At 37.3% G+C, this 21,787-nt stretch carries 20 protein-coding genes; 12 read left to right on the forward strand and 8 right to left on the reverse strand.

Annotated features, from left to right (window positions below; all coding sequences use genetic code 11):
• The first annotated feature begins 36 nt into the window (after positions 1-36).
• The 3 genes from BUB91_RS18675 (at position 37) to BUB91_RS18685 (ending at position 1,284) form a co-directional block, all read left to right on the forward strand.
• Positions 37-318, forward strand: a complete 282-nt coding sequence (locus BUB91_RS18675) for a hypothetical protein (RefSeq protein ID WP_083558048.1) — start codon at positions 37-39, stop codon at positions 316-318.
• Positions 319-388: 70 nt separating this feature from the next.
• Complete coding sequence (locus BUB91_RS18680; RefSeq protein WP_073100718.1) at positions 389-583, forward strand: helix-turn-helix transcriptional regulator; 195 nt, start codon at positions 389-391, stop codon at positions 581-583.
• An 8-nt stretch (positions 584-591) separates the two neighbouring features.
• Positions 592-1,284 carry a TVP38/TMEM64 family protein gene (locus BUB91_RS18685; protein WP_073100719.1) on the forward strand — a complete coding sequence of 231 codons (693 nt, stop codon included), beginning with the start codon at positions 592-594 and terminating at the stop codon, positions 1,282-1,284.
• On the opposite strand, the gene BUB91_RS18690 is transcribed toward BUB91_RS18685, so the two are convergent.
• A complete protein-coding gene (locus tag BUB91_RS18690; protein ID WP_128759400.1) occupies positions 1,285-1,647 on the reverse strand; it encodes a hypothetical protein in 363 nt (120 codons plus the stop codon). It abuts the gene before it with no gap.
• 151 nt (positions 1,648-1,798) lie between these two features.
• On the opposite strand from BUB91_RS18690, the gene BUB91_RS18695 reads away from it, so the two are divergent.
• Together BUB91_RS18695 and BUB91_RS18700 are read left to right on the forward strand one after the other, a co-directional pair.
• Positions 1,799-2,566, forward strand: a complete 768-nt coding sequence (locus BUB91_RS18695) for a lysophospholipid acyltransferase family protein (protein WP_073100721.1) — start codon at positions 1,799-1,801, stop codon at positions 2,564-2,566.
• Between the two features lie 2 nt (positions 2,567-2,568).
• A complete protein-coding gene (locus BUB91_RS18700) occupies positions 2,569-3,246 on the forward strand; it encodes an HD domain-containing protein (RefSeq protein ID WP_073100722.1) in 678 nt (225 codons plus the stop codon).
• A 66-nt stretch (positions 3,247-3,312) separates the two neighbouring features.
• Here the strand turns inward: BUB91_RS18700 and BUB91_RS18705 are convergent, their stop codons facing one another.
• A complete protein-coding gene (locus BUB91_RS18705; protein ID WP_073100723.1) occupies positions 3,313-5,556 on the reverse strand; it encodes an inorganic phosphate transporter in 2,244 nt (747 codons plus the stop codon).
• 275 nt (positions 5,557-5,831) lie between these two features.
• Between BUB91_RS18705 and BUB91_RS18710 the strand changes: the two genes are divergently transcribed.
• On the forward strand, positions 5,832-6,191 hold the full coding sequence (locus BUB91_RS18710; RefSeq protein ID WP_073100724.1) for a toxin-antitoxin system YwqK family antitoxin: 360 nt from the start codon (positions 5,832-5,834) through the stop codon (positions 6,189-6,191).
• 188 nt (positions 6,192-6,379) lie between these two features.
• Here BUB91_RS18710 and BUB91_RS18715 read toward each other — a convergent pair whose 3' ends face one another.
• The 3 genes from BUB91_RS18715 to BUB91_RS18725 all read right to left on the reverse strand — a co-directional run bounded on the left by BUB91_RS18715 (position 6,380) and on the right by BUB91_RS18725 (position 11,560).
• Positions 6,380-7,843 (reverse strand): SusD/RagB family nutrient-binding outer membrane lipoprotein, encoded by a 1,464-nt coding sequence (locus tag BUB91_RS18715; protein WP_073100725.1) that lies wholly within the window; start codon positions 7,841-7,843, stop codon positions 6,380-6,382.
• Between the two features lie 10 nt (positions 7,844-7,853).
• The gene (locus BUB91_RS18720) at positions 7,854-10,976 is read right to left on the reverse strand and encodes a SusC/RagA family TonB-linked outer membrane protein (protein WP_073100726.1); all 3,123 of its coding nucleotides are present in this window, start codon (positions 10,974-10,976) and stop codon (positions 7,854-7,856) included.
• A 290-nt stretch (positions 10,977-11,266) separates the two neighbouring features.
• The gene (locus BUB91_RS18725; protein WP_073100760.1) at positions 11,267-11,560 is read right to left on the reverse strand and encodes a TIGR03643 family protein; all 294 of its coding nucleotides are present in this window, start codon (positions 11,558-11,560) and stop codon (positions 11,267-11,269) included.
• 224 nt (positions 11,561-11,784) lie between these two features.
• Between BUB91_RS18725 and BUB91_RS18730 the strand changes: the two genes are divergently transcribed.
• The 5 genes from BUB91_RS18730 to BUB91_RS18750 all read left to right on the forward strand — a co-directional run bounded on the left by BUB91_RS18730 (position 11,785) and on the right by BUB91_RS18750 (position 16,288).
• A complete protein-coding gene (locus tag BUB91_RS18730) occupies positions 11,785-12,384 on the forward strand; it encodes a hypothetical protein (protein WP_073100727.1) in 600 nt (199 codons plus the stop codon).
• 180 nt (positions 12,385-12,564) lie between these two features.
• Positions 12,565-13,008, forward strand: coding sequence for a hypothetical protein (locus tag BUB91_RS18735; protein WP_073100728.1), 444 nt, complete (start codon positions 12,565-12,567; stop codon positions 13,006-13,008).
• A 77-nt stretch (positions 13,009-13,085) separates the two neighbouring features.
• Positions 13,086-13,688, forward strand: coding sequence for a hypothetical protein (locus BUB91_RS18740; protein WP_128759401.1), 603 nt, complete (start codon positions 13,086-13,088; stop codon positions 13,686-13,688).
• A 5-nt stretch (positions 13,689-13,693) separates the two neighbouring features.
• Positions 13,694-14,194, forward strand: coding sequence for a nuclear transport factor 2 family protein (locus BUB91_RS18745; RefSeq protein ID WP_073100730.1), 501 nt, complete (start codon positions 13,694-13,696; stop codon positions 14,192-14,194).
• A gap of 27 nt (positions 14,195-14,221) precedes the next feature.
• Positions 14,222-16,288 carry a M13 family metallopeptidase gene (locus BUB91_RS18750; RefSeq protein ID WP_073100731.1) on the forward strand — a complete coding sequence of 689 codons (2,067 nt, stop codon included), beginning with the start codon at positions 14,222-14,224 and terminating at the stop codon, positions 16,286-16,288.
• A gap of 54 nt (positions 16,289-16,342) precedes the next feature.
• On the opposite strand, the gene BUB91_RS18755 is transcribed toward BUB91_RS18750, so the two are convergent.
• Positions 16,343-16,984 carry a hypothetical protein gene (locus BUB91_RS18755; protein WP_073100732.1) on the reverse strand — a complete coding sequence of 214 codons (642 nt, stop codon included), beginning with the start codon at positions 16,982-16,984 and terminating at the stop codon, positions 16,343-16,345.
• A 100-nt stretch (positions 16,985-17,084) separates the two neighbouring features.
• Here BUB91_RS18755 and BUB91_RS18760 point away from each other — a divergent pair, with 100 nt between their 5' ends.
• Positions 17,085-18,410, forward strand: a complete 1,326-nt coding sequence (locus BUB91_RS18760) for an aspartate kinase (RefSeq protein ID WP_073100733.1) — start codon at positions 17,085-17,087, stop codon at positions 18,408-18,410.
• 202 nt (positions 18,411-18,612) lie between these two features.
• Here BUB91_RS18760 and BUB91_RS18765 read toward each other — a convergent pair whose 3' ends face one another.
• On the reverse strand, positions 18,613-19,413 hold the full coding sequence (locus BUB91_RS18765; protein WP_073100734.1) for an NAD(P)H-binding protein: 801 nt from the start codon (positions 19,411-19,413) through the stop codon (positions 18,613-18,615).
• A 25-nt stretch (positions 19,414-19,438) separates the two neighbouring features.
• Positions 19,439-21,745 carry a M20/M25/M40 family metallo-hydrolase gene (locus BUB91_RS18770; RefSeq protein WP_073100735.1) on the reverse strand — a complete coding sequence of 769 codons (2,307 nt, stop codon included), beginning with the start codon at positions 21,743-21,745 and terminating at the stop codon, positions 19,439-19,441.
• Positions 21,746-21,787 lie beyond the last annotated feature (42 nt).

The following is a 21,787-nucleotide window of genomic DNA, read 5'->3' on the forward strand; positions in this document are numbered from 1 at the left end:
AGTATGAAATCAATATAAATTGAATCTAGAAATCGTTTGGCAAAATGGTCTGTCGCTTGGGTGTTAACTACAGCTTTGGTGACGTTTGGTTCTCAGTTTTTATGGGAATCCCAAATCATTACAGTTTTGACTATTATCTTGAGCCTTGCAGTTGGAGTAGGGATGGTGATGGCAAACCTAAATTTTGTGAACGAGGGGGATGAGTTGCAACGCAAAATACAATTAGAGTCTATGGGGCTGACTTTAGGACTTAGTGTTGTTGTGGGTATCGCGTACGCTCAATTAGACACCACAGATTTAATCGCTCAGGATGCATAAATTAGTTTTCTGATCTTATTTATGGGACTTACCTATATTTTGTGTTTTTTTTTAATGCGCGTAAGTACTCATGAAAAATAACATCAAAGAGTTGCGCAATGCAATTAAATTAACGCAAGGAGATCTGGCGGAACGTATAGAAGTCTCCAGACAAACAATAAATGCGATTGAAAAAGGTAAATTTGACCCCAGTTTGCCAACTGCATTTAGGTTAGCAGCTGTTTTTAACTGTACAATTGGAGAACTTTTTATTTACGAATCTTAATAATTTTTATGCAAAAAATCCTGGTAAAGCATCTTCCTAAAATAGTTTCAATAGTAATTCTGCTAGGTGTTGTACTGGGTTATTTTTTTGTTCCGGTAATGAGAGACTTTATGAACGAGGCCTGGTCTGTTCTCAGTAGTGGTGATGAGCAAAAGATTGAGAATTGGGTTTCTTCATTTGGTTGGGCTGGTCCTGTGGTTTTGATCTTAGCAATGATCGCTCAGATGTTTCTAATTGTGATTCCTTCGGTAGCACTTATGGTGGTTTGTATTTTGGCCTATGGTCCTGTTTGGGGCAGTTTATTAGTACTGGTTGCCGTAAGCAGCGCATCAAGCGTTGGTTATATTCTAGGAAAAAAACTGGGTTCCGGCTTAATAAATAATCTTATAGGCTCTAGTACCGAAACGAAACTGGAAGATTTTATAGAGGATTACGGGTTTTGGGCTATCGCCATCACGAGGCTCAATCCATTTTTATCTAATGATGCTATCAGTTTTGTAGGCGGAATTTTAAAAATGAATTATTTTAAATTTCTCGCCGCAACCTTGGCGGGTATTGCGCCACTAACGCTCTTTATAGCGATTATGGGTCAAAGTACTTCAGGACTGGAGAGCGGCTTATTATGGGGCTCTGTGATAAGTCTGGTTATCTTTTGCTTGTATGTTTACTGGAGCAAAAGGCAGAAGAAGAAAAGGCCTTGATTAATAGAATTTGAAAAACAGCATAATTCCTAAAATCAGGAGGTTGTAAAATATAAATTCTTGACTTTCAAAACCGGTAAAAAACCCTCTAAATCTTCCGGTATATTCATCTGTACCAACTGAAGTGTTTACATAAAAAGCTTCAAAAGGCCAGAAACCATCTGGATTTTGCACGAATTCCCCAACTTGTTGCAACGAGGGATTTATACCTGTTTCTAAATCTGTAAAAAAATATATTTCAAAAGACTCATGCTCAGCTATCGCTTGTATTTTAGGAGAAAAACCGTAGTAATTCACACCAAATGCCATGATATTTAATCCTAGCAAAAGTATAGATAGCCTGATTTTGAGTGCTTTTCTCATGGTTTGTCATTCAGCACAAATGTAGGAGTGTAAAGTCTATGGAATAAGGGGGTTTTCCCCCAAATAGATAGGAAGCAGTATAAATTAACAGATAGATTAAATTTGCAAGCTCAAGGCATTGTCTTTTCTTTGCTGAGTAAGTATTATAATAATGAGAAAGTTTTTTGCTTATCCGTTAAGCGTTATTTTTTATCTGGCTTTTGGTTTGACCATTGTTGCGTTTCATCCCGTACAATGGGTGTGTTATAATTGGTTTGGTTATCAGGCACATAAGAAGAGTGTAGATTATTTAAATTTTACCATAATGCGATGTCTTAACCTTTTAGGCACGCGCTTTACTTTTAATAATCCACATAAAATAAAAAGAGATCAGCCTATAATTATAGTGGCTAATCATCAAGGGCAGTGGGATATTTCTCCTATTATATGGCACATGCGTAGGTTGCATCCTAAGTTCATAAGTAAAATAGAATTAGGAAAAGGAATTCCCAGTATCTCCTACAATCTTAGAAAAGGCGGTTCTGCTTTAATAGATCGAAAAGATAAAAGACAGTCTATAATGGCAATACGGGACTTAACTAAAACCTTAAATGCAACAAAGCGTTCTGTAGTTATTTTTCCGGAAGGCACGCGTAGTAAAAATGGGGTTCCTAAAGAATTTGCTACCGGAGGTTTGATTACGCTTTTTAAGTTTATGCCAGATGCGATTATAGTACCGGTTACAATACATAATTCGTGGAAATTAATGCGCTGGGGAGGTTTTCCACAGGATATAGGCGTTAATGTAAGTCACACCGTTCATGAGCCTATTACAGTTGCTGGTAAGAACCCTGAAGAGTTAGTAGGGCAAGTTCAAGATATTGTGCTGGCAGATTTCTCAGAAATACGTACCCATAAATCAAGATTTAATTCTTTATAAATATGTCGGTGTTTTTAAAACTTCATACAGAAGATATTGAGATCATAGAAAAAACCAGTGATTTTGTAAAAAACACATTGTCTAATGCAGAAGGTGGTCATGATTGGTATCATACACTTAGGGTTTATAAAAACGCTTTGAATATTGCTAAGGGAGAAGAGGCTGATGTTGTTATTATTGCTTTAGGAGCTCTTTTACATGATATAGCAGATTCTAAATTTTATGCTGGGGATGAGACTGTGGGGCCTAGAATGGCTCGTGAGTTTTTGCAGAAGCAAAATGCATCTTTTTCTCGTATAGAGGCGGTGGTAAAGATTGTAGAAAATGTTTCTTATCGCGGTGGAAATAAAAAAACAAATTACAATCCTATTGAGTTGCAGATTGTACAAGATGCTGATCGTCTTGATGCCATTGGCGCAATAGGTATTGCCCGTACTTTCAATTACGGAGGTTTTAAAAACAGAAAACTTTATGACCCTGCAATTGAACCAAAAATGGATATGACTGCAGAAGAATATAAAAAATCTGATGCTCCTACTATTAATCACTTCTACGAGAAATTACTCTTGTTAAAAGACACTATGCATACTAAAACCGCTTTAGAGATTGCTGAAAAGCGGCATAACTATATGCAAGATTTTCTTGATCAGTTTTATGCAGAATGGGAGGGGAGTAGTTGATTCTGCTGGGATTCTAGCAAAACAAAAGGGCTGAGTATTTAAGTCCAGCCCTTTTGTTTTTAAAGATTACATATGCTTTTTATGCTCTATGTAATAATGCTCTAAGAGATTCATTGTCGCTTTTATAAGATCTTCGGTTTCTTGAAGAATACTAAAGTAAAGCATCGTGTTTTTAGGGCTAGAGTCTGCAGCACGGGTGCGTTCGACTTGTTTTTCTATTTTCTGTGATACGCTATCTAGTAGGTTTTGTTTTTCCTCTAGAATAAATAGCAAATCATCAAAATTCTTAGCCTTAAACGTGTCTTCAATTCTAGAGAAAAGTTTATCTAGTTTTTCTTCAATCTCTTTAAGATCTTTTAGCTGTGTAAATTTTAAACCTTTATGATTGTTGTTGAGATGATTGTAACTTGACGTAGTCACAAAATCAATAGATTGCGTCACGTCTTGTAAATAGCCCAATACATCAATGTAAAAGCGACTCGCCTGTACGTGTGTTTCATCTAGATTTTTAATGAAGTAATACAAGCTGTTACGAAGTTCTTCTACTTCGGCATTTAGTTTTGCAATACCTTTTTTACTTTTCTTTAGTTTGCCAAGATCTACCTTTGCCAGACCTTCTATAGTACCTACATATACTTTGCTTCCGCGTTTAAATGCAGAGGCGATATTGGTTGTACTTTCATTAATAATTCCTTGTATAGAATTACTCACAGCACGCATTAAACGACCTTCTTCAGCTTCGGCTTCAGAGCGTTTTTTATGGTTCATGTAATTGCGCACTAATATCGCTATTGCTGTTGCGAATAATAAAAATAGTGCAATGCTTCCTCCTTTATAAAGTATAAAGGCCATAACAGCTGCTGCTGTAAATGCGCTAATGGCGGTCATAAACCAACCCCCAATTACATTAAGCACTCCGGCGACTCTATAAACTGCGCTTTCGCTGCCCCAAGCTCTATCTGCGAGAGAAGTACCCATCGCTACCATAAAGGTAACATAGGTAGTAGAAAGTGGTAATTTTAAAGAGGTTGCAGCTGATATAAGTACACTGGCAATCATTAGATTTACTGCAGCACGAACGAGATCAAATGCCGGCATATCTATAGCGGCAACGCGAGTAGTAATTTTTGGTTTCGTGAACTTGTGTTCAATATGTTTTTTGACACCGTGTGGAAGTATCGCCGTAAACCCTTTATTTAGGGTCATAGCACCTCTTACTAAAGATCGAGACAAAGCATTTGCTTTAAAACGCTCTTGTCCCTCATCTTGACGAGAAAGATCTACAGAAGTCTTAACAACGCGACGCGCCTTCTTTGAAAAGAATAAGGTTAGAATCATTACAATTCCCGCAGATAATAGTAAAAGCGGCTGTGTGGGTACTTTTTGTGCTAGTGATTCCATTGTGAAAGTATTAGCAGCTTCACCACTAGCTTGCCAAATTTCATAAGAATTATAAGCAGCCATAGGTACACCTATAAAGTTTACCAGATCATTACCCGCAAAGGCCATTGCTAATGCAAATGTCCCGAGGACAATAATCATCACGTAAACATTCAATTTGAATGTTTGGATCAATATATAAGAAACAATAAACCAGACAACGAAGCTAAGACCTAAAAAAGCCAAAACGTTAGTGTTAGCCCAATCTAAATAAGCACCTTGAATAAAATCTGCACTTTTTAATCCTTTTATGATGATGAAATACGTGATTGCAGCGGTAGAAATACCACTAAAAATTGCTGCATTCCAAGTAGGACGTTTATCAAAATTGAAGGTAATTAAGAGTCTGGTAAAAAACTGAACCAGAGCACCTACGCTAAATGCGATGACTACCGAGAGCAGAATACCCATGATAATTTCGATTGCTTTATCTGAATTGATGTATTCTCCCAGATGAAGAAGGGTGTCAGAGCTGCCAGATAATTTTATAAATGTCATACAAAAGGCAGCTCCCAGAAGTTCAAATACGATAGAAACAGTAGTTGAGGTAGGTAATCCTAGGGTATTGAAGAAATCAAGAAGCAAAATATCGGTAAGCATAACCGCCATGAAAATGATCATGATTTCATCAAAATAGAACTTTTCAGGAACAAATATACCTTTACGGGCAACTTCCATCATTCCGCTAGAGGAAAGGGCTCCAAAAGCTATTCCTACACTGGCAACAATCATAATAGTTTTAAAACTCACGGCTTTAGAACCTATAGCTGAGTTTAAAAAGTTTACGGCATCGTTACTTACTCCAACAACTAAATCTGCAATGGCTAAGATGGCCAGAGCGATAAGCATAATCAAGTATATATTATCCATAAAAAGGTATTTCTTTTAAATCTGCAAATTTGATATTTATTTTAATGCTGAATGTTATGTGAAGGTTATAAGTACACCAAAAATAGCTGTATAAACTCTTCATGTTACACATTAGTCTTCTATTTATTAGCTGTGCACATGTTTTTAGAAACCATTAAATAGCTGTTAAACAATTATTTAATGGTTTAATGTAAATTTAATGTTACCAAAACGTAACATTATGATTAAGATTTTTATATATTTGTAAAGTTAAGTTTAACCCAAATACTATTATTATGAAAAAGTTACTAGTTGCCGCAGCCCTTATCGGAGTTGTTAGCTTTGCTTCAGCTCAAGAGAAAAAGAATGTTTACGTAAAAGAGGGCAATCTAATTAAAGCAACTTTGTTTCACGATAATGGGCAAATTAGTCAAAAGGGTTACTACACAGAAGAAGGAAAACTTCAAGGTGAGTGGATTAGCTATGATAAAGATGGAGTAAAAACTGCAGCTGCTAATTATGAAAACGGAGAAAAGACCGGTAAATGGTTTTTCTGGAATGATGACACTTTAAAAGAAGTTGATTACAGTCAGTCTCAAGTAACAAGTGTAAATACTTGGAAAATTGAAGGTGAGCGTGTAGTGAGCAATGAGTAAACGTCCTTTTTAGGAACAAAGTAAATTTTAAAAACTATAAATCCCGTTGAGCAATCAGCGGGATTTTTCGTTGATGCTGTTTGGGTTAGCAATAGGTTAGAACATTGTATTCTGGAAACAGGTTGTAAATAAAAAAAAGACTGCCTTTTCAGACAGCCTCTTTCGACTAAAACAAATAGTTATGAAATCTATTTATTTGTTATAGGATGCGGTGCATCCCACCATAAATTAGTATTAAGATTGTCTGTACCCTGAGCATTAATAGCTGCTTCGTAATTAGCTGTGTTAGATTGAGACCAGTCAAGATCGTAAGCTTGGCGTACAGGTATATCATTTCCATTAAGCGGTTCTGCGGGAGGAGTGAGTTCAGGATAGCCTAATCTTCTGTATTCTGCCCAGGCTTCATAACCTTGCAAGAAAAGAGCTTTCCATTTTTCTTCTGCAATTTGCTGCATTGCTGTTGTAGGATTAGTGCTTAATGCAACTGTCGCGGCATATGCTGCACCATCTGTTGCACCCCATTGATCAAAAGAAGCAATAATTGCTTCCTTGTAATAATCACTAGCACTACCATTAATCCAGCCCAACTGTACAGCTTCTGCATAAGAAAATAAAACCTGAGAATAATTATAGATTACACCCGGTGCTGTTTGATTGTAGATGATGTCACTTGTGATAAACGATACATCACTTGCAGCAAAACTAGAAGTCGTTAAGCCGTAAGGCATACCTACATATTGTGGATCTTCTGCGGTAACAGATGATCTGCTGTATTCTGCATAAACATCAATACGGTTATCATTGTCTGCAAGTAAGCGATCTACTAAAGGCTTGCTCACTGCATAATCTTCACGTGTTTCGAATCGGTCTTCCCAAGGATTATCATAAGATTGATCAGCAATAAATGGGTATAGAAGATTTTCTGCTACAGAAGTGATTGTGCCACTCATCGCTTCCTTAAATTTTGTAGCAGCAACTCCATTTGCTTCTGGGTAAACATTAGACAAACGTAGTGCCATCGTAAGTTTTAAGGTATTAGCAAATTGTTTCCAACGAGCCATATCTCCATCAAAAATTAGATCACCGGTAGGACCTGCTTCGCTCTCATTTATAAGAGTTAAGGCATCATCAATCTCATCAAAAAGAGATAAGTAAATTTGTTCTTGAGAATCAAAAACAGGAGTTGTGTTTTCTAAACCTTGTAAAGCTTCAGAGTAAGGGAGCATTCCCCATCTGTCAGTTGCAAACTGAAAAAAGTATGCTTTTAGTAGTTTTGCAACTGCAATCTGATTGTCATTAAAACCATAGGCAGATTGAGTTAAAGCAGTTTCTTCACTAGAATTTACTTCAATTATCTTTTCAAGATTAATCAATGGATTATAATATAGATAATCTATGTCAAAGTTTCTTGTACCATATCTAGAAGCTTCAGTGTAGGTAATTGCAGAAACATATTGTACATAAAAATTTCCTATGTCTGAAGTAACTGCATTTCCTAGTTGAGCTTCTGCGTAGGTTAGAAGTCCGCTGCTAATTACTTGAGTTGTTGCATCAGGATCAACATTAGTGTCTCCAAAATCAACTGTCTCACAAGAAGTGATTTCGAGCAATAATGTTGCTAAAAATGTTATTTTGAGTATGTTATTTTTCATAATTATTTTTTTAGAAGCTTAATTTAAGATCTACACCTATAGTTCTTTGACTTGGGCTTTGGCCTGCCTCTACCCATCTTGCGTCTCCGCTTGAGAAGTAATCTTCAATTTCAGAAGGATCGATGCCATTTACCTTAGAGTAGATTAACCAGAGGTTGTTAGCATAAACACTTAATTTCATACTATCAAATGGAAGTTTCTCCATTACTGGTTTAGGAAATGTGTAGCCTAAAGAAACTTGTCTCAACTTGATATAAGAAGCATCGTAAACCCATTCTTCCGCAACCCCATAAAGATTGTTAAAGTACGTACGAGGATTTACGTAGTAAGAAACTTCTTGACCTGTAGTCATATCAGCACCGTCTACACGAATACCACCAGAAGAAGGCTGTACATTATTTACATTAGCAGAAGTAACTTCGTTTCCTGCATTATCAATTACTAAATCTCGTATTGGGTTGCCTAGATCATTTGTTCCCACGGTTTGGGCGCCGTTACCAGAACTGGCGTTAAACATTTTGGTAACAGAATAAAAATTACCTCCCTTTTGAAAGTCCATAGAGAAGTTCAAATTGAAGTTTTTATAAGTAAGCATATTGTTAAGCCCCCCTGTAAAGTCAGGCTGAATGTTAGCAACTTTCTCTATTGTATTGGTGTATTGTGGTGTACCTGACTCATCAAGAAGAATATTGCCATTATCATCTCTTTGCCATTTTGTACCGTAAATATTTCCCCAATCATCTCCTTCGTCAGCGCGTAACGATGCATTCCATACACCTGCAAGTGTAGTTTGATCGGTCAAGTCATTTATTTTGATAACTTTCTTTCGGTATTTAGCAATGTTAAACGCTACATCCCATCTAAAATCATCATTAGAAAAAGGCGTTGCTGTGATACCTAGTTCCCAACCATTTGTTTTATTGATAGATTCATTACCGGTAGTCGCAGTGTATCCTGTAGCTCCGTTAATGGTTAAGGATGATGGAAGTTCACTATCAGTTCTGTGGAAATAGGTGAAGTCTAGTCCTATTTTATTTTGTAAAAACTTGAGCTCTGTACCCAATTCTTTTTCCTCTCTAATACCTCCTTTTAACTGAAGGTTAGCAAGTGTGTTAGGTGTAGAAACGCTCAGTTTATCCTGATATGAATTTTGAATAGAATAGGTATTGTTTAATGTATAATGCCCAGGAAACGAAGGAGCTTGAGCAATACCTGCTCGTATTTTACCAAAACTCAAAATATCGCTATTCTCAATAAATTTTGAAAAAATAAAACTAGCAGATAATCCATAAACATCAACACTATTGTTATCTAAATCAGCTGTAGAGCTCCACTCTTTACGGTATGATCCATCTAAATAGATGAAATTGTCATAGCCTACAGATGCTGTTGCAAACATAGAGTAGTTCTTAAGACGTACATGGTCTCTGCTGTAGTTGATGTTGCCTAAAGAAGTCCTGATGCTGTAATAATCTGGTATTTGAAGACCACCGGTTGTAGCGGCATTTATGTAAGAATAATTTCTTTGGTTCCATTGCGCTCCAATGTTGGCAACAACATCAAAAGCTCCAAACTTATTATCATAATTTAATTGAGTATACAACTCATTAAATTCGTTAGTAATAGTTTCTTCAGAATAACCTGGTTGAGCAAGACCGTACCAGCCGGTCTGACTGTTATACTCAAAGCTATTAAAGGTACGTCTGATGTCTACTAAACCACTTAGGTGATCATTATACTCGTACTCTAAACCTATGCTGCCGTACACGGCATTTTTAATCTGTGAGTTTGTGTTCTCATAAACTTCAAAATATGGAGAATTCCAGTACAGTGGCGTTGGGTCTGAAGCAGACTTCATGTTCCAAGAATAAATCTGACCGTTTTGTTTGTAATTTTTCAAACGATTCACATCTAATTGGCGTTGCCACCATTGGTTAAAATTAGAACCTAAGCCACCATATCCTTGTCCGGGAAAATTATCTGTGATTCTGTATTGGTAGTTGAAGTTTCCGTTAAACTTTAATTTATCAGATACATTGTATGATCCTTTAAATGAAATTGTAGTTTGTTCTCTATTGGTATTGGGTACAATTAGAGAAGTCTTGATGTTATTAATTGTAGTCTTGATGCTATAATCGTCACCACCTTTTAATAAAGAGAAGGTTAAGTTGTTTGTGGTTGCTGTCTCATAAAAATCTCTAATATTATCAGGATTAGCAGACCAGGGTCTTAGTTCTCCAAAAGTATCTGAATTGGGAATAAAGCTGTCCCAATGTCTTACTAGAGTTCCATCTAATGCAGGTCCCCAAGATTCATCTGCAGAAAAGTTAGGATGTAATTGACCTTCGTATGTTAGGAAGTTTTGATCATATCCCCCTCCGTATTGATTTTGATACTCAGGCAGCAAATATAAAGAAGACATAGAGAGTGCTTCGTCAATCGTTATACGCGCTTCACCATTTTTAGCTGTTTTGGTCGTGATGATTACTGCACCATTTCGTGCTTCTGTACCGTATAATGCAGTACCGGCTACGCCTTTTAATACAGAAATATCTGCAACGTCTTCCATGTTAATGTCTGAAGACGAGTAGATTTTAACACCATCTACAACATATAAAACACCAGTCTCTCCTCTTAATCGTATTAATGCATTGTCAAAACTAGAACTGGGAGAGCCTATCAGCTGTACACCTGCAATTTTACCGGCTAATGCACTGTTAATATCAGTGTCTTTTGCCTGAACTACATTCTCTCCTTTTACAGATTGCTGAGCAAAACCAAGACTCTTTTTCTCACGTTTAATACCTAATGCAGTTACAACGACTTCATCTAAACTTTCACCAGATTTTAAGGTTATTGCGTACTTATTTTCTTGATTAACAGTGATTTCTTGATCGTTGAAGCCCATATAGCTTACAATTAGAATATCTCCTATAGTTGCATTAATGCTAAAATTTCCATCAAAGTCTGTAGAGGTACCTGTGCTGGTTCCTTTAATAATGACAGACGCTCCGGGTAGGGGTAAGCCAGTATCGTCAACGACGGTACCGGTGATTGTTTGCGTTTGAGCAAGAGCTAACTGCACAACTAATGCAAAAAATAGCATTAGAAATCCTTTTGTTTTGATTTTCATGTTAGTGATTTAGTTAATGTGTATTTTAAATAGCAAAACGTTTTATCGTTTTACTAATGTCAACATCCCTTTTGTTAACATCTATCGAAAATACCCTTACTAAATCACCTCTGTTATGTAAATATTATCTTTTTGTTATACTATTCTTGCTGGTAATTAGTATTATTTTAACATATTTTAGTACGATATCGTTATCATTATGGTTGATTATATGAGAATTAATTCTTAAAAATTAAAAAAGCCATCGATTTTTGATGACTTTTTAGTTTTAGTTATACTGAAGCGAGTTGTTAACGCTTGCTTATTTTATTATGTGTTATTTGCTTTTGTCTCGTGCTTTTAAAAGTGCCTTTTTCAAAATTTCTTTTTGCAGCATGTTTGGTGCTTCTTCCTTGCACACGTGCGCGCCACATTTTAAAACTAGAAGGCTTCATCTCTCTGCGCATAAGCGCTATCACTTCTTGCTCCTTTAGATCAAATTGAAATGCTATAGCGTCAAAAGTGGTGCGGTCTTCCCATGCCATTTCAATGATACGGTCTAGTTCTCTATCAGTGAATTTTGATTTATTTTCTGAGTTCTCCATAAACAATTTTTGTGAAAGATAACTTTGTGAGCTAAAACCCCAAAGCCATTGTGTGTTGAATTTCAGTTTTTTAGAGATAATTAACGTTTTTGATAAATTGCTTAACATCAGCCTCAGTCTTCGTTAATTCGTACCTTAAAGTTTAAGTATTTTTTAGCGAGACAATTTAAAAAGAGATTCTTCTGTCAATTACATTTACACTTTAACTATTAAATTACTTAATTATGAAATATATTCAAATTGCGGCAGCAGGACTTATATTGGCAACTTCTTTTACATCGTGTAAAAATGCCGGTGAAAAAGAGGCTCAAGTAGAAGAAGATACTCAAGAGGTACATACTGTAAAAGATAGCACAGCCGCAGAAAAAGTACGTTATGCCGAAGCAAAGATTGAGGCCGAAAGACCAGTAATGCCAAAAAACTATGGGATTAACTGGGATGAGGTTCAGGCAGATCCTGCTATGAAAACAGATTTTGAGGCTTGGGATGATTACAGAACCTTCTCTGGATCTTTAAGTGATTTAGAATTGAAAAAAGTACCAGAAGCAGAAATCAAAGACTATATCACACAATTAGAGCAAGAAGCAATGAATCTTGAAAATACAATTCCACAATCTATAATGACTGAAGAAATTCAGGAGGATATAAAGGATATTCAGGAGGAAATTGCAGATTTAAAATCAATTACTGCTAAAGCAGGAGTGAATGAATCTAAAATTGCAAATCAAGTAGAAGAATTAAAAGAAGCATACGATGATCTTAATGAAGAGATTAAAGAGACTGTTTCTAAATCTGAGAAGAGTATTTTAGACGATAACCAATAGGTTAAAATATATAGCATAAGAGAAAAGGTCTTCACGTTGAAGGCCTTTTTTTATTTTAGTTAATTAAAAGGAAATTAAGGATTTAGCTTTTTGCAAAAATATTTAGCAATACTTTATAAAAGCGGGGAAGTTGAAAAACAACTGATTCTCATAACTTTGCAAAGTTAAAAACCCAATGTGATGAAACGGCACCTGCTTCAAGTAGTATTACTAATGATGTTATTTTTAAGTTGTAAAAACAATTTAGATTCAGCTTCATCTAAAACTGCCATGAAAGCTCATGTGGAACAGTTGAATCCTGAAGTTGAAGAGCTTGTAAAGAACTGGGATGGTTATTGGGCCTTAAAACGAAACATTGCAATGATTGAAAATACAAATCCTTTAAACGCGATTGAGTTTATGGATAAGTTGGCACACAATTGCAATGCGATGATTATACAAATCCCGCAAGAATTGAAAAAACCCGAAATTAAAGAACAAATCAATAAAGTTGATTCTAGAATCAATGAGTTCTACAGCGAGGTAAATCGCAACGAGATTAGAGAACGTGTTGTAGAGAATCATATTGAAACTATTGTAAACGCCTTTGATACACTAAATAAAGAACTCAATAGTATTTTATAAGAAAAGAAAAATATAATGTCAAGGTCTCCTTTTTAAGGAGGCTTTTTTTATGCGTAGCTTTGTGTACATTTGATCTTATGAAAATCACATTTTATCTTTTGCTTATACTGTTTTTAGGTTTGAGTTCTTGCAAAGAAAAACAAGAGGTAATCGCTGACCCGAGAGATGCAACAGATACGTTGCAGATAGCCTATCAGTCTAATAAAAAACAAGAGATTGTTTTAACTCCTTCTGCAAAAAATGCAACGGAAGGTTGGGAAAATTATCCTGAGTTAGTAGCGCAAATTAAAGCTATAGACACGGTTCGTATAGGCTACATAAGAGCAAATGGTAAAGACTGGATTAGTAATGCTGCTTTGGCACAAACTAAAGTAAGAGATAGTTTTGCTAATACAGCTATAGAATCTCGATTAACCGTTTTATTTACGAAGACAAATACGCTTGTTCAAGAAGCTTCAAAACTTGAGGTAGATACGGCAGCAGTCAATAAAGAAGCTACAGAACTATACAATACGTTTCAAAACTTAAAACTTCAGATCAATCTAAAGCATCAGAAATCTATAGAAGAATTACTGGAGCAATACGAGGTTGAGGCAGATTCGCTTTCCGCAGTTAAAGATTCAACACAAACACGTCGCGATAGCTTATTAAGAGCCAATAACGTTCCTGTTCAAAACTAGAAACAATGAAAAATTTACTCGCTTTTTTATTTATAATATGTAGTACAGCCGCACTTGCGCAACAGCGTGATAAAGCAGAAATGGCAATAAACAGTCAACTCGAAAAGTGGCATGAAGCTGCGGCAGATGCAGATTTTGACGCGTATTATGATTTAATGACAGAAGATGCTGTCTTTATAGGTACAGATGCTGATGAAAATTGGCAACTAGACCAGTTTAAGGCTTATGCAAAACCTTATTTTGATAAGGGTAAGGCTTGGAGTTTTACAACACTTGAACGTACTATTTATCATCCTAAAAAGTCAAAAATAGCGTGGTTTGATGAATTGCTAGATACTCAAATGGGAATCTGTCGTGGATCTGGTGTTATGCGCCTAGATGGTAAAGAGTGGAAGGTGCAGCATTATGTGTTATCTATTGCTGTTCCTAATGAAAATGTTTCAGAAGTAACGCAGATAAAAAAAGAACACGATAGTTTGCTGATGGCAAAACTGCGTGCCAATTAATTTAAAATAATCTCTTTATTATAATTTATGAATTCAATGTTTAAAATGATGATTCCGGTTTCTATCGGGATTTTAAGTTTAACCGCTTGCAAAGAAGAAGCAAAAAAAGATGCTGCTGTTGCAACGGTTAAAATTCCGGCGTTAGACCTTACTAATATGGATACGCTGGTTAAGCCACAAGATGATTTTTACAAGTTTGTAAACGGCAACTGGATGCAAAATACAGAGATCCCTGAAGAAGAGTCAGTTTGGGGAGGTTTTAGTGTTTTACGTAAGAAAACGCGTGAAGATGTTTTGACCATAATAGAAGATGCTCGCAAAGAAAACACGTATGCAGCAGGTTCTGACCAGGCTAAAGCTTTAGCGCTTTTTGAAAGTGAATTGGATACAGTTGCGCGTAATGAAGCAGGTTTAACTCCTCTTAAACCAGCTTTAGAAAGTATTGCGGCAATAACTTCGGTAAATGATATTGCACGTGTTGGACAAATGCGCAACGGAACCGGAACGCCGTATTTTAGCTTTAGAGTATTTTCAGATTTCTCAAACAGTAAGATGAATGCCGGTTACATTACGCCGGGAAGATTAGGGCTTCCAGATCGGGATTATTATATCGAGCAGGATGCAAAATCAAAAGAAATACGTGAGCAATACAAAGCGTATGTCAGCTGGGTTCTTGAGTATGCCGGTGACGAAAAATCTATTGCTGATGATGAAGCAGCTCGTATTCTAGCTCTAGAAACTAAGCTAGCAGAGCCAAAACTAGACAAAGTAGAGCAGCGCGATGCACGTAACCTAAATAATCCAAAGAGCGTAGCGCAACTGCAAAAGTTGACTCCGGCGATAGACTGGGCAGGTTATTTTGACAATCAAGGCTTAGAAAAAGAAGTTGACACGGTTATCGTGCTTCAGCCTAAATACATGAAAGCTTTGCAAAATGTATTGACTACAACTCCTGTTGAAGATTTAAAATTATTGATGAGATGGGCGACACTTAATTCATGGTCAGATGCACTTACAACAGACCTGGAATATGCAAACTGGGAGTTTTACAGTAAAACGTTGAATGGTACACCAAAGCAAAAACCAGCCGATGAGCGTGCACTTGCAACTGTAGATAATACGTTAGGTGAAGCTTTAGGTAAATTATATGTTGACAAAGTGTTTCCGCCAGAGGCGAAAGCTAAAGCTGAAACCATGATTGCAAATATCAAAGAGGCTTTTAGAGATCGTATTAACAATCTGGAGTGGATGACAGATTCTACTAAGATGCAAGCCATTGATAAACTGAATAAATTCACGGTGAAGATTGGTTATCCTGATAAGTGGGAAGATTATTCTAAACTAGAAATTAGTGCTGATAAAGGTTATTTTGATAATCTATTAGCTGCAGGTGCTTGGTCTATTGATGAGAATAATGCAGAATATAAAGAGCCGGTTGATAAAACAAAATGGGGTATGTCTCCACAAACGGTAAATGCTTATTTCAATCCTTCTTTTAACGAGATTGTATTTCCGGCGGCTATTTTACAACCTCCGTTTTACAACTATCAGGCTGATGAAGCTGTGAATTATGGTGGAATAGGAGCTGTGATTGGTCACGAAATTTCACACGCATTTGATGATAGTGGCGCGCGTTACGATGGTAATGGTAACTTAAAAAATTGGTGGAGTGATGCAGATCTAGATGCATTTACAGAACGTAGTGGTGCGCTTGCTGAGCAATACAGTAATATTGAAGTTGCAGACAGTTTGTTTATCAATGGTAAATTTACTTTAGGTGAAAATATTGGTGATTTAGGCGGACTTCTGGCTGCTCACACAGGTTTACAAAAATTCTATGAGAAAAATGGAAAGCCTGAAGAAATAGACGGTTTTACACCAGATCAACGTTTCTTTATCAGTTGGGCGACGATCTGGCGTACAAAAATGCGTGATGATGCATTGCGTACACGTATAAAAACAGATCCGCATTCTCCTGGAATGTACCGTGCATATGTACCGCTTCAAAATATTGATGCTTTTTATGATGCATTTGATATCAAAGAAGGCGACCCTATGTTTGTACCTGCTGAAAAGCGTGTACGCATCTGGTAAGAAAAATAGATTTTTAAAATCAAAAGCCCGAAAGCTATTTGCTTTCGGGCTTTTTTAGTTTTTAATTTCGTTAACCAAGGCAAAAGCTTGATTCACATATTCTTTTTCAAGAAAAAGGGTAAAGTAGTTTGAGGTGGAAATCGCTTCAAAAATCGGGATTCCTTCGTAGGCAAGCAGCTTAAAGATGTAAAAGTAAAGTCCAACGGTTTTTGAGTTATTCACAGGAAGCGCAATAGATAAGGAAGATAAATCGTGCTTAACCATAACGCAAGTTTCCTTCTCAAAACAACGTTCTACGAGTTCGGTCAGGTCGTTTGAAACTAAAATATTGCTTTCGTGAAAGGTGCTTGAATAGGTTAAATAAGCCTTAGGAATACTTTTAGTCTGCTCTAACAATTGCGACTGACTTGCCAAAATAGTGTTTGAATTGAGAAAGGTAAAGTCTGTAATACCGCTGCGTACTACAATGTCTCCCAAATCGCGCATCATTTTTTCATCAACGCGTTTCTGCGGATAATAACGTCGCAATGCCATTACAATAGAGCCCACATTTACAGGCTTGCCCAGTTCTTTTTCAATTCTGGGTTTAAAATCTTCGGCTAAAGCGCTGTAATTGATAATCTTCCGCATCAGCGCATCTTCGGTATACGGCTGGTGTTTGATGAGTTGTTCGACAACAGAGGTTATAGTTTTCAATGTTATATATTTAACAATTTGTACAAATTTATATAAAATTGTTGAATTTTTTTCAAGCTTCTTTTTTTCAGCTTAACTATGCAGCATTAATACGATGAAGATGAATGTTTTAAAATTTGGAGGAACTTCTGTAGGAAGTGCTCAAAATATCAGAAAAGTAGTAGAAATTCTTTCTGTTACTGAAAAGCCAAAGATTGTAGTGCTGTCTGCAATGTCTGGTGTTACTAATTTATTGGTAAGCCTTAATCAGGCAAGTATAGATAAAGATTCTGCACAAATCACCAATGTGCTGGAGCAGCTTCAGGCTAAACACTTTGAAGCAATAGAGGATCTGTTCACCGCAGAAAATCAGCCAGAAACAAAAGCTCAAATTGAGACGTTTGTAGCTGCTTTAAAAGAAATTGCAACTGGTGGACGTACGTTAACCACGTATGCTGAGTTGGTAACTTATGGTGAAACCATGCTTACCTGGATGTTCTCAAAATTCTTAGACCAAGAGCAGGTAGAAAATGTGCTTTTAAACGCAAGTACGTTTATGAATGTAGGCACTGTTGAAAACCCAAATATTGATACGGTTTCTGAAGCTTTATTGCCACAGTTGGAGCAAAACCCTTCTCAATTATACATCACACAAGGTTTTGTGTGTCGTGACGAGCGTGGTTCTCTAGCGACATTAAAGCGCGGTGGAAGCGACTTTAGCGCAACAATTATCGCAGCAGCTGTTTCTGCTGCCGGTGTTCAGATCTGGACAGATATTGACGGGTTGCATAATAACGATCCTCGTTATGTTCAAGAAACACAGCCTATAGAGCATTTAACCTATAACGAGGCGGCGGAGCTTGCTTATTTTGGTGCAAAAATTTTGCACCCACAAACTGTTGCTCCGGTAATAGATCGTGATATTCCGGTTTGGTTGAAAAATACTTTTGAGCCTTCTGCTCCCGGAACTAAGATTTCTAATGAGTATCATAACCGTGGTTTAAAAGCGATTTCGGCAAAAGATGGGATTACCGCTATAAAAATTAAATCGAATCGTATGCTAGGTGCTCACGGTTTCCTAAGAACGATTTTTGAAGTATTTGACCGTCACGAGACCTCAATTGATATGATTACTACTTCTGAGGTGGCTATCTCATTAACTATTGATGATACGTCTCACTTAAAAGCTATAATGACTGAACTTTCGGTAATTGCAGAGGTTACAGTCGAAGAAGATCACAGTATTATTTGTATTGTAGGGGAGAACCTTATTGCAGACCACGAGTCGTATAAAGCATTTGGTATTCTCAATTCTATCCCGGTGCGTATGATTGCATATGGAGGTAGTAACAACAATATTTCTCTTCTTGTTCCAACGCGAGAAAAGATAAGTGCCTTACAATACTTAAACGCGCAATTGTTTCAACTAGAAGGAGCAATAGCTTAGACTTTTGTTAGTTAGTGTTAGCCTTTCTTCTGACCAACCAGAAGATTAACATGGAAACCCGGTATGTGCTTGCCGGGTTTTTTTATTGGCACCGCCAAAGGATTTAATATCCCCAAGCTTGTTTCAAAATGTATAATTTGTTTTTAACGAATGACTCGTAGGCTTGTATTCAGATAATTTACTCAGAAATGAGTTTTCAGCTTTACAAGCTTTTTTGAAACGTATAGCCCAATAAAGGCTTTAAAGTAATGGAGTCTATTTGTTTAAAAGTCTGGTCTGCATCGGTATCGTAAACTGGTGGCTCCAGGTCTAAAGCTTCTGCCTGTTTTTTGTAGTAAACCGCTTTTGAAGGATGATCTGGATGCACAGCGTTTATGATATGCCCAAAAGCATTTTTATAAATCACTCCTAAAATGATACCTATACAATCTTGGCGGTGAATAAGATTTACAGGCGCGTCACCATTGCTCAATCCGGTGCGACCGGCAAGGTATTTTACCGGGTTTCGGGTGCTGCCAAAGAGACCACCAAAGCGTATAACTGTAGTTTCAAAAGCAGTAGACTTAAAGAAAATCTGTTCAACTTCTAGTAATTGTTTGCCTTTGTTATCCTGAGGTGTGGGTAGGTCAGCTTCGGTAACTTTTCCTTGAGAATCATCATAAACGCCTGTACTGCTTATTAAAATCACTTTTTGTATGGAAGATTTTTCAACAGTATCCAGCAGTTGTGCCATGCGCAAGGCGTGGTTATGTCCCGTATTTCTGCGTAATCCAGGTGGAATAAGAATGATTAGAATTTCAGAATCTGCTAGAAACGAATTGATCTCGCCACGTACTTCGTCTTCTGCGATTTCGACCTGATAGACATCAACGCCGTAGGTTTTCAATTCTGCTTGTTTGGTTTTAGAAGTAACCGAACCTTTTACGGTATGTCCCAATTCTTGTAATTGCGCAGCCAGAGGTAGCCCCAGCCATCCTAATCCTGCAATAGCAATTCTGCTCATAATGATTCAATTTTCAGCAATGCAATTAAAATTCGATTTGCTGTTTGGTGATCAGCGCATCGGTATTTACAAAAGGCATTGGCATAGCATTTAAAGGCCGCGAAGGTAGGTTAAAGCTGGTGTTTTCTAAAAGATCATAGCTATAATCAAATAGTGTAAACTGTAACGGCATACCTTCTGCGATGGTCAGATGTACTTCAAGCGGTTCTCTGTCCACGAGCCTGTAGCTCAATAGATAATCGGTAGACCGGTTTGCTAACGGAAATGCCTCACCCGCTCTCGGTAAAACTTCCTGACCATTGAAGCTTAAACGGCTAAAACGGGTGCCTTTAGGACATAACAAGAGCATATCTCCTACGTTGCGTTGCGGGAATACGGTGAAATCCAATCGACGCTCACCGTTGATTATAGTGTCTTGGGACGTGTAGACCTGTGAAGGTGCTATAAAAGTCATCGGTGCTTTTGAGACATAAGAATACCGGCTACCGTATTTACCGGATTCCGGATTTTTACCGGCTTCTTCTGCTGTTTGCATGTCTTCTCCCAGAATGGTTTTCAACCAATCATCTAGCTGCGTGTTGTAAGTGGCAAAAAATGCTTCTTCAGTATCTGCATCGTAAATGTAGTTTAAACTGGTAGGAAAGCGTCTTTCTTTGGTAAAGTCTGATTTAGCATACGCTGAAATAAAAGCGCCAATACTCACGAGTAAAAATAAGATTGCCAGTTTGCCCTTCATCTTATAATAACCCATCACCGGAAGCAATAAGCCAAAAAGAAGTACCGTAAGCACGGTTGCTGCAACCAGCATTTTAAGCCCTAAACCTACCGGAAATTCTTTGATGTAATGTGTAATTATAAAGAGAGCAGGTGCACAAAGAAGGGTGAGTAAAAATAAATTGGGTTTACCGTTTCTGAGAATTAAAAAAATGCTTAACAATCCAAAATAAATAGGAATTACAAAAAAAGAAGCGCCTTCTAAATATAGGCCTACTCCGGTCGCAATAAGTAACCAGAAGAATAAGGGTGCAAAACTCAACGAAGCCGCTGTGTTGGGTTTGTAAAAGAGTTTGTAAATGAAAAACGTAAGTGCTAAAACAAGCGCAACAAAACCAGCCAAGAGTTCGTAGCCGTTATACGGGAATCCCTGTAAAATATCAGCTTGTGCAGGATTTAGCGCTAAAATTGCATTCCAGCCCAGACTAACTACATAAGCTAAAACAAGCGAAATTAGCAACGGAAGAAATCCGCGTAATGCTCCTGAAATAGTCAGTTGTTTTTTACGCAACCCATAAATGAGTACCACAAAAAACAAGATCCAGGCACCTATCAACATCGGAATAATCCAACTGAATGGATAATAAACCATTTTCAGTAGCGGAACATTAAAATACACATAATCCTCGTCTGCTTTTAAGTTGAGATTGGCATCTTTAAAATAGTCTAAAAGGGCAGTTAGATACCGGCCCTGATGCTCCAAAGACTCCGGGTCTAAACGACTGGGGATATCATTTGCGGTGTGATAATCAAAGTGGTCGCCAATAAATGCAAAGAAAAATCCATCAATATCACCATCTTCTCTCAAAACAGTAGAGTCTGTGTCGTTAGGCAATAACTTATAAACGCTATACATCAGCGAGTTTGCATAAGGATGAGAAGGGTTAGCCTCGGCAAAAGCTTTAATCAATTTGCCGTTACCGCCATTGGTTTCTACAATCATATTAGAAGGGCCGCCGCTCCCTCGTGCTTCAAAATTTAAAGCCAGGTCTACATCTTTTGCCCAAGGATGCTTATTCACAAAAACCGAGGCACCATTAAGCCCCAATTCTTCAGCATCTGTAAACAAAATAATGATATCATTTTTAGCCTTTTCGCCTTTGGCTAAATAGGCCCTGATGGTCTCTAAAATCGAAGCAACACCACTCCCTGCATCACTCGCACCGTGTGAAGCTGTGTGTGGCGCACTATCATAATGAGACATCAGCAAAAGCGTCTGACCAGAACCTGTACCGGGAATACGGGTTATTATATTTTCGGCTCTGCTTAAAGCACCCCAGCCCGGTTTGTATGCAAAATCACTTTGTATTTCCGTCTCAAGGCCAAAACCTTGTAGCGTTTTTACAATATAGTTTTGTGTAGTGAGATGTGCAGGCATTCCTACTCCATGTGCTTCTTGAGCTATACTGTTTACATACTCTTGGGCACGGGCAGCAGAAAATGCTGTTAGCGGAGTGCTGGCATCAGAAACGTTTTGTGGTTTGTGTGTGTAGAAACTAAAATAAATAAGTCCCAAAATGAACAAAAAAGAAAGTACGGCGGAGTAATGCGTTTTCATAGGCAGGTCAAGATTCGGTTAAAGGTAGTGGGAATCGCTGTT

Origin of the sequence: Leeuwenhoekiella marinoflava DSM 3653 (assembly GCF_900129005.1) — a bacterium.
Classification (GTDB): Bacteria; Bacteroidota; Bacteroidia; order Flavobacteriales; family Flavobacteriaceae; genus Leeuwenhoekiella; species Leeuwenhoekiella marinoflava.

What these genes read in the sequence shown, in the direction of transcription:
- BUB91_RS18680 (WP_073100718.1), top strand. Translation starts at nt 389, where the DNA reads ATGAAAAATAACATCAAAGAGTTGCGCAATGCAATTAAATTAACGCAA.
- BUB91_RS18685 (WP_073100719.1), top strand. Translation starts at nt 592, where the DNA reads ATGCAAAAAATCCTGGTAAAGCATCTTCCTAAAATAGTTTCAATAGTA.
- BUB91_RS18690 (WP_128759400.1), bottom strand. Translation starts at nt 1,647, where the DNA reads ATGAGAAAAGCACTCAAAATCAGGCTATCTATACTTTTGCTAGGATTA.
- BUB91_RS18695 (WP_073100721.1), top strand. Translation starts at nt 1,799, where the DNA reads ATGAGAAAGTTTTTTGCTTATCCGTTAAGCGTTATTTTTTATCTGGCT.
- BUB91_RS18700 (WP_073100722.1), top strand. Translation starts at nt 2,569, where the DNA reads ATGTCGGTGTTTTTAAAACTTCATACAGAAGATATTGAGATCATAGAA.
- BUB91_RS18705 (WP_073100723.1), bottom strand. Translation starts at nt 5,556, where the DNA reads ATGGATAATATATACTTGATTATGCTTATCGCTCTGGCCATCTTAGCC.
- BUB91_RS18710 (WP_073100724.1), top strand. Translation starts at nt 5,832, where the DNA reads ATGAAAAAGTTACTAGTTGCCGCAGCCCTTATCGGAGTTGTTAGCTTT.
- BUB91_RS18715 (WP_073100725.1), bottom strand. Translation starts at nt 7,843, where the DNA reads ATGAAAAATAACATACTCAAAATAACATTTTTAGCAACATTATTGCTC.
- BUB91_RS18720 (WP_073100726.1), bottom strand. Translation starts at nt 10,976, where the DNA reads ATGAAAATCAAAACAAAAGGATTTCTAATGCTATTTTTTGCATTAGTT.
- BUB91_RS18725 (WP_073100760.1), bottom strand. Translation starts at nt 11,560, where the DNA reads ATGGAGAACTCAGAAAATAAATCAAAATTCACTGATAGAGAACTAGAC.
- BUB91_RS18730 (WP_073100727.1), top strand. Translation starts at nt 11,785, where the DNA reads ATGAAATATATTCAAATTGCGGCAGCAGGACTTATATTGGCAACTTCT.
- BUB91_RS18735 (WP_073100728.1), top strand. Translation starts at nt 12,565, where the DNA reads ATGAAACGGCACCTGCTTCAAGTAGTATTACTAATGATGTTATTTTTA.
- BUB91_RS18740 (WP_128759401.1), top strand. Translation starts at nt 13,086, where the DNA reads ATGAAAATCACATTTTATCTTTTGCTTATACTGTTTTTAGGTTTGAGT.
- BUB91_RS18745 (WP_073100730.1), top strand. Translation starts at nt 13,694, where the DNA reads ATGAAAAATTTACTCGCTTTTTTATTTATAATATGTAGTACAGCCGCA.
- BUB91_RS18750 (WP_073100731.1), top strand. Translation starts at nt 14,222, where the DNA reads ATGAATTCAATGTTTAAAATGATGATTCCGGTTTCTATCGGGATTTTA.
- BUB91_RS18760 (WP_073100733.1), top strand. Translation starts at nt 17,085, where the DNA reads ATGAATGTTTTAAAATTTGGAGGAACTTCTGTAGGAAGTGCTCAAAAT.
- BUB91_RS18765 (WP_073100734.1), bottom strand. Translation starts at nt 19,413, where the DNA reads ATGAGCAGAATTGCTATTGCAGGATTAGGATGGCTGGGGCTACCTCTG.
- BUB91_RS18770 (WP_073100735.1), bottom strand. Translation starts at nt 21,745, where the DNA reads ATGAAAACGCATTACTCCGCCGTACTTTCTTTTTTGTTCATTTTGGGA.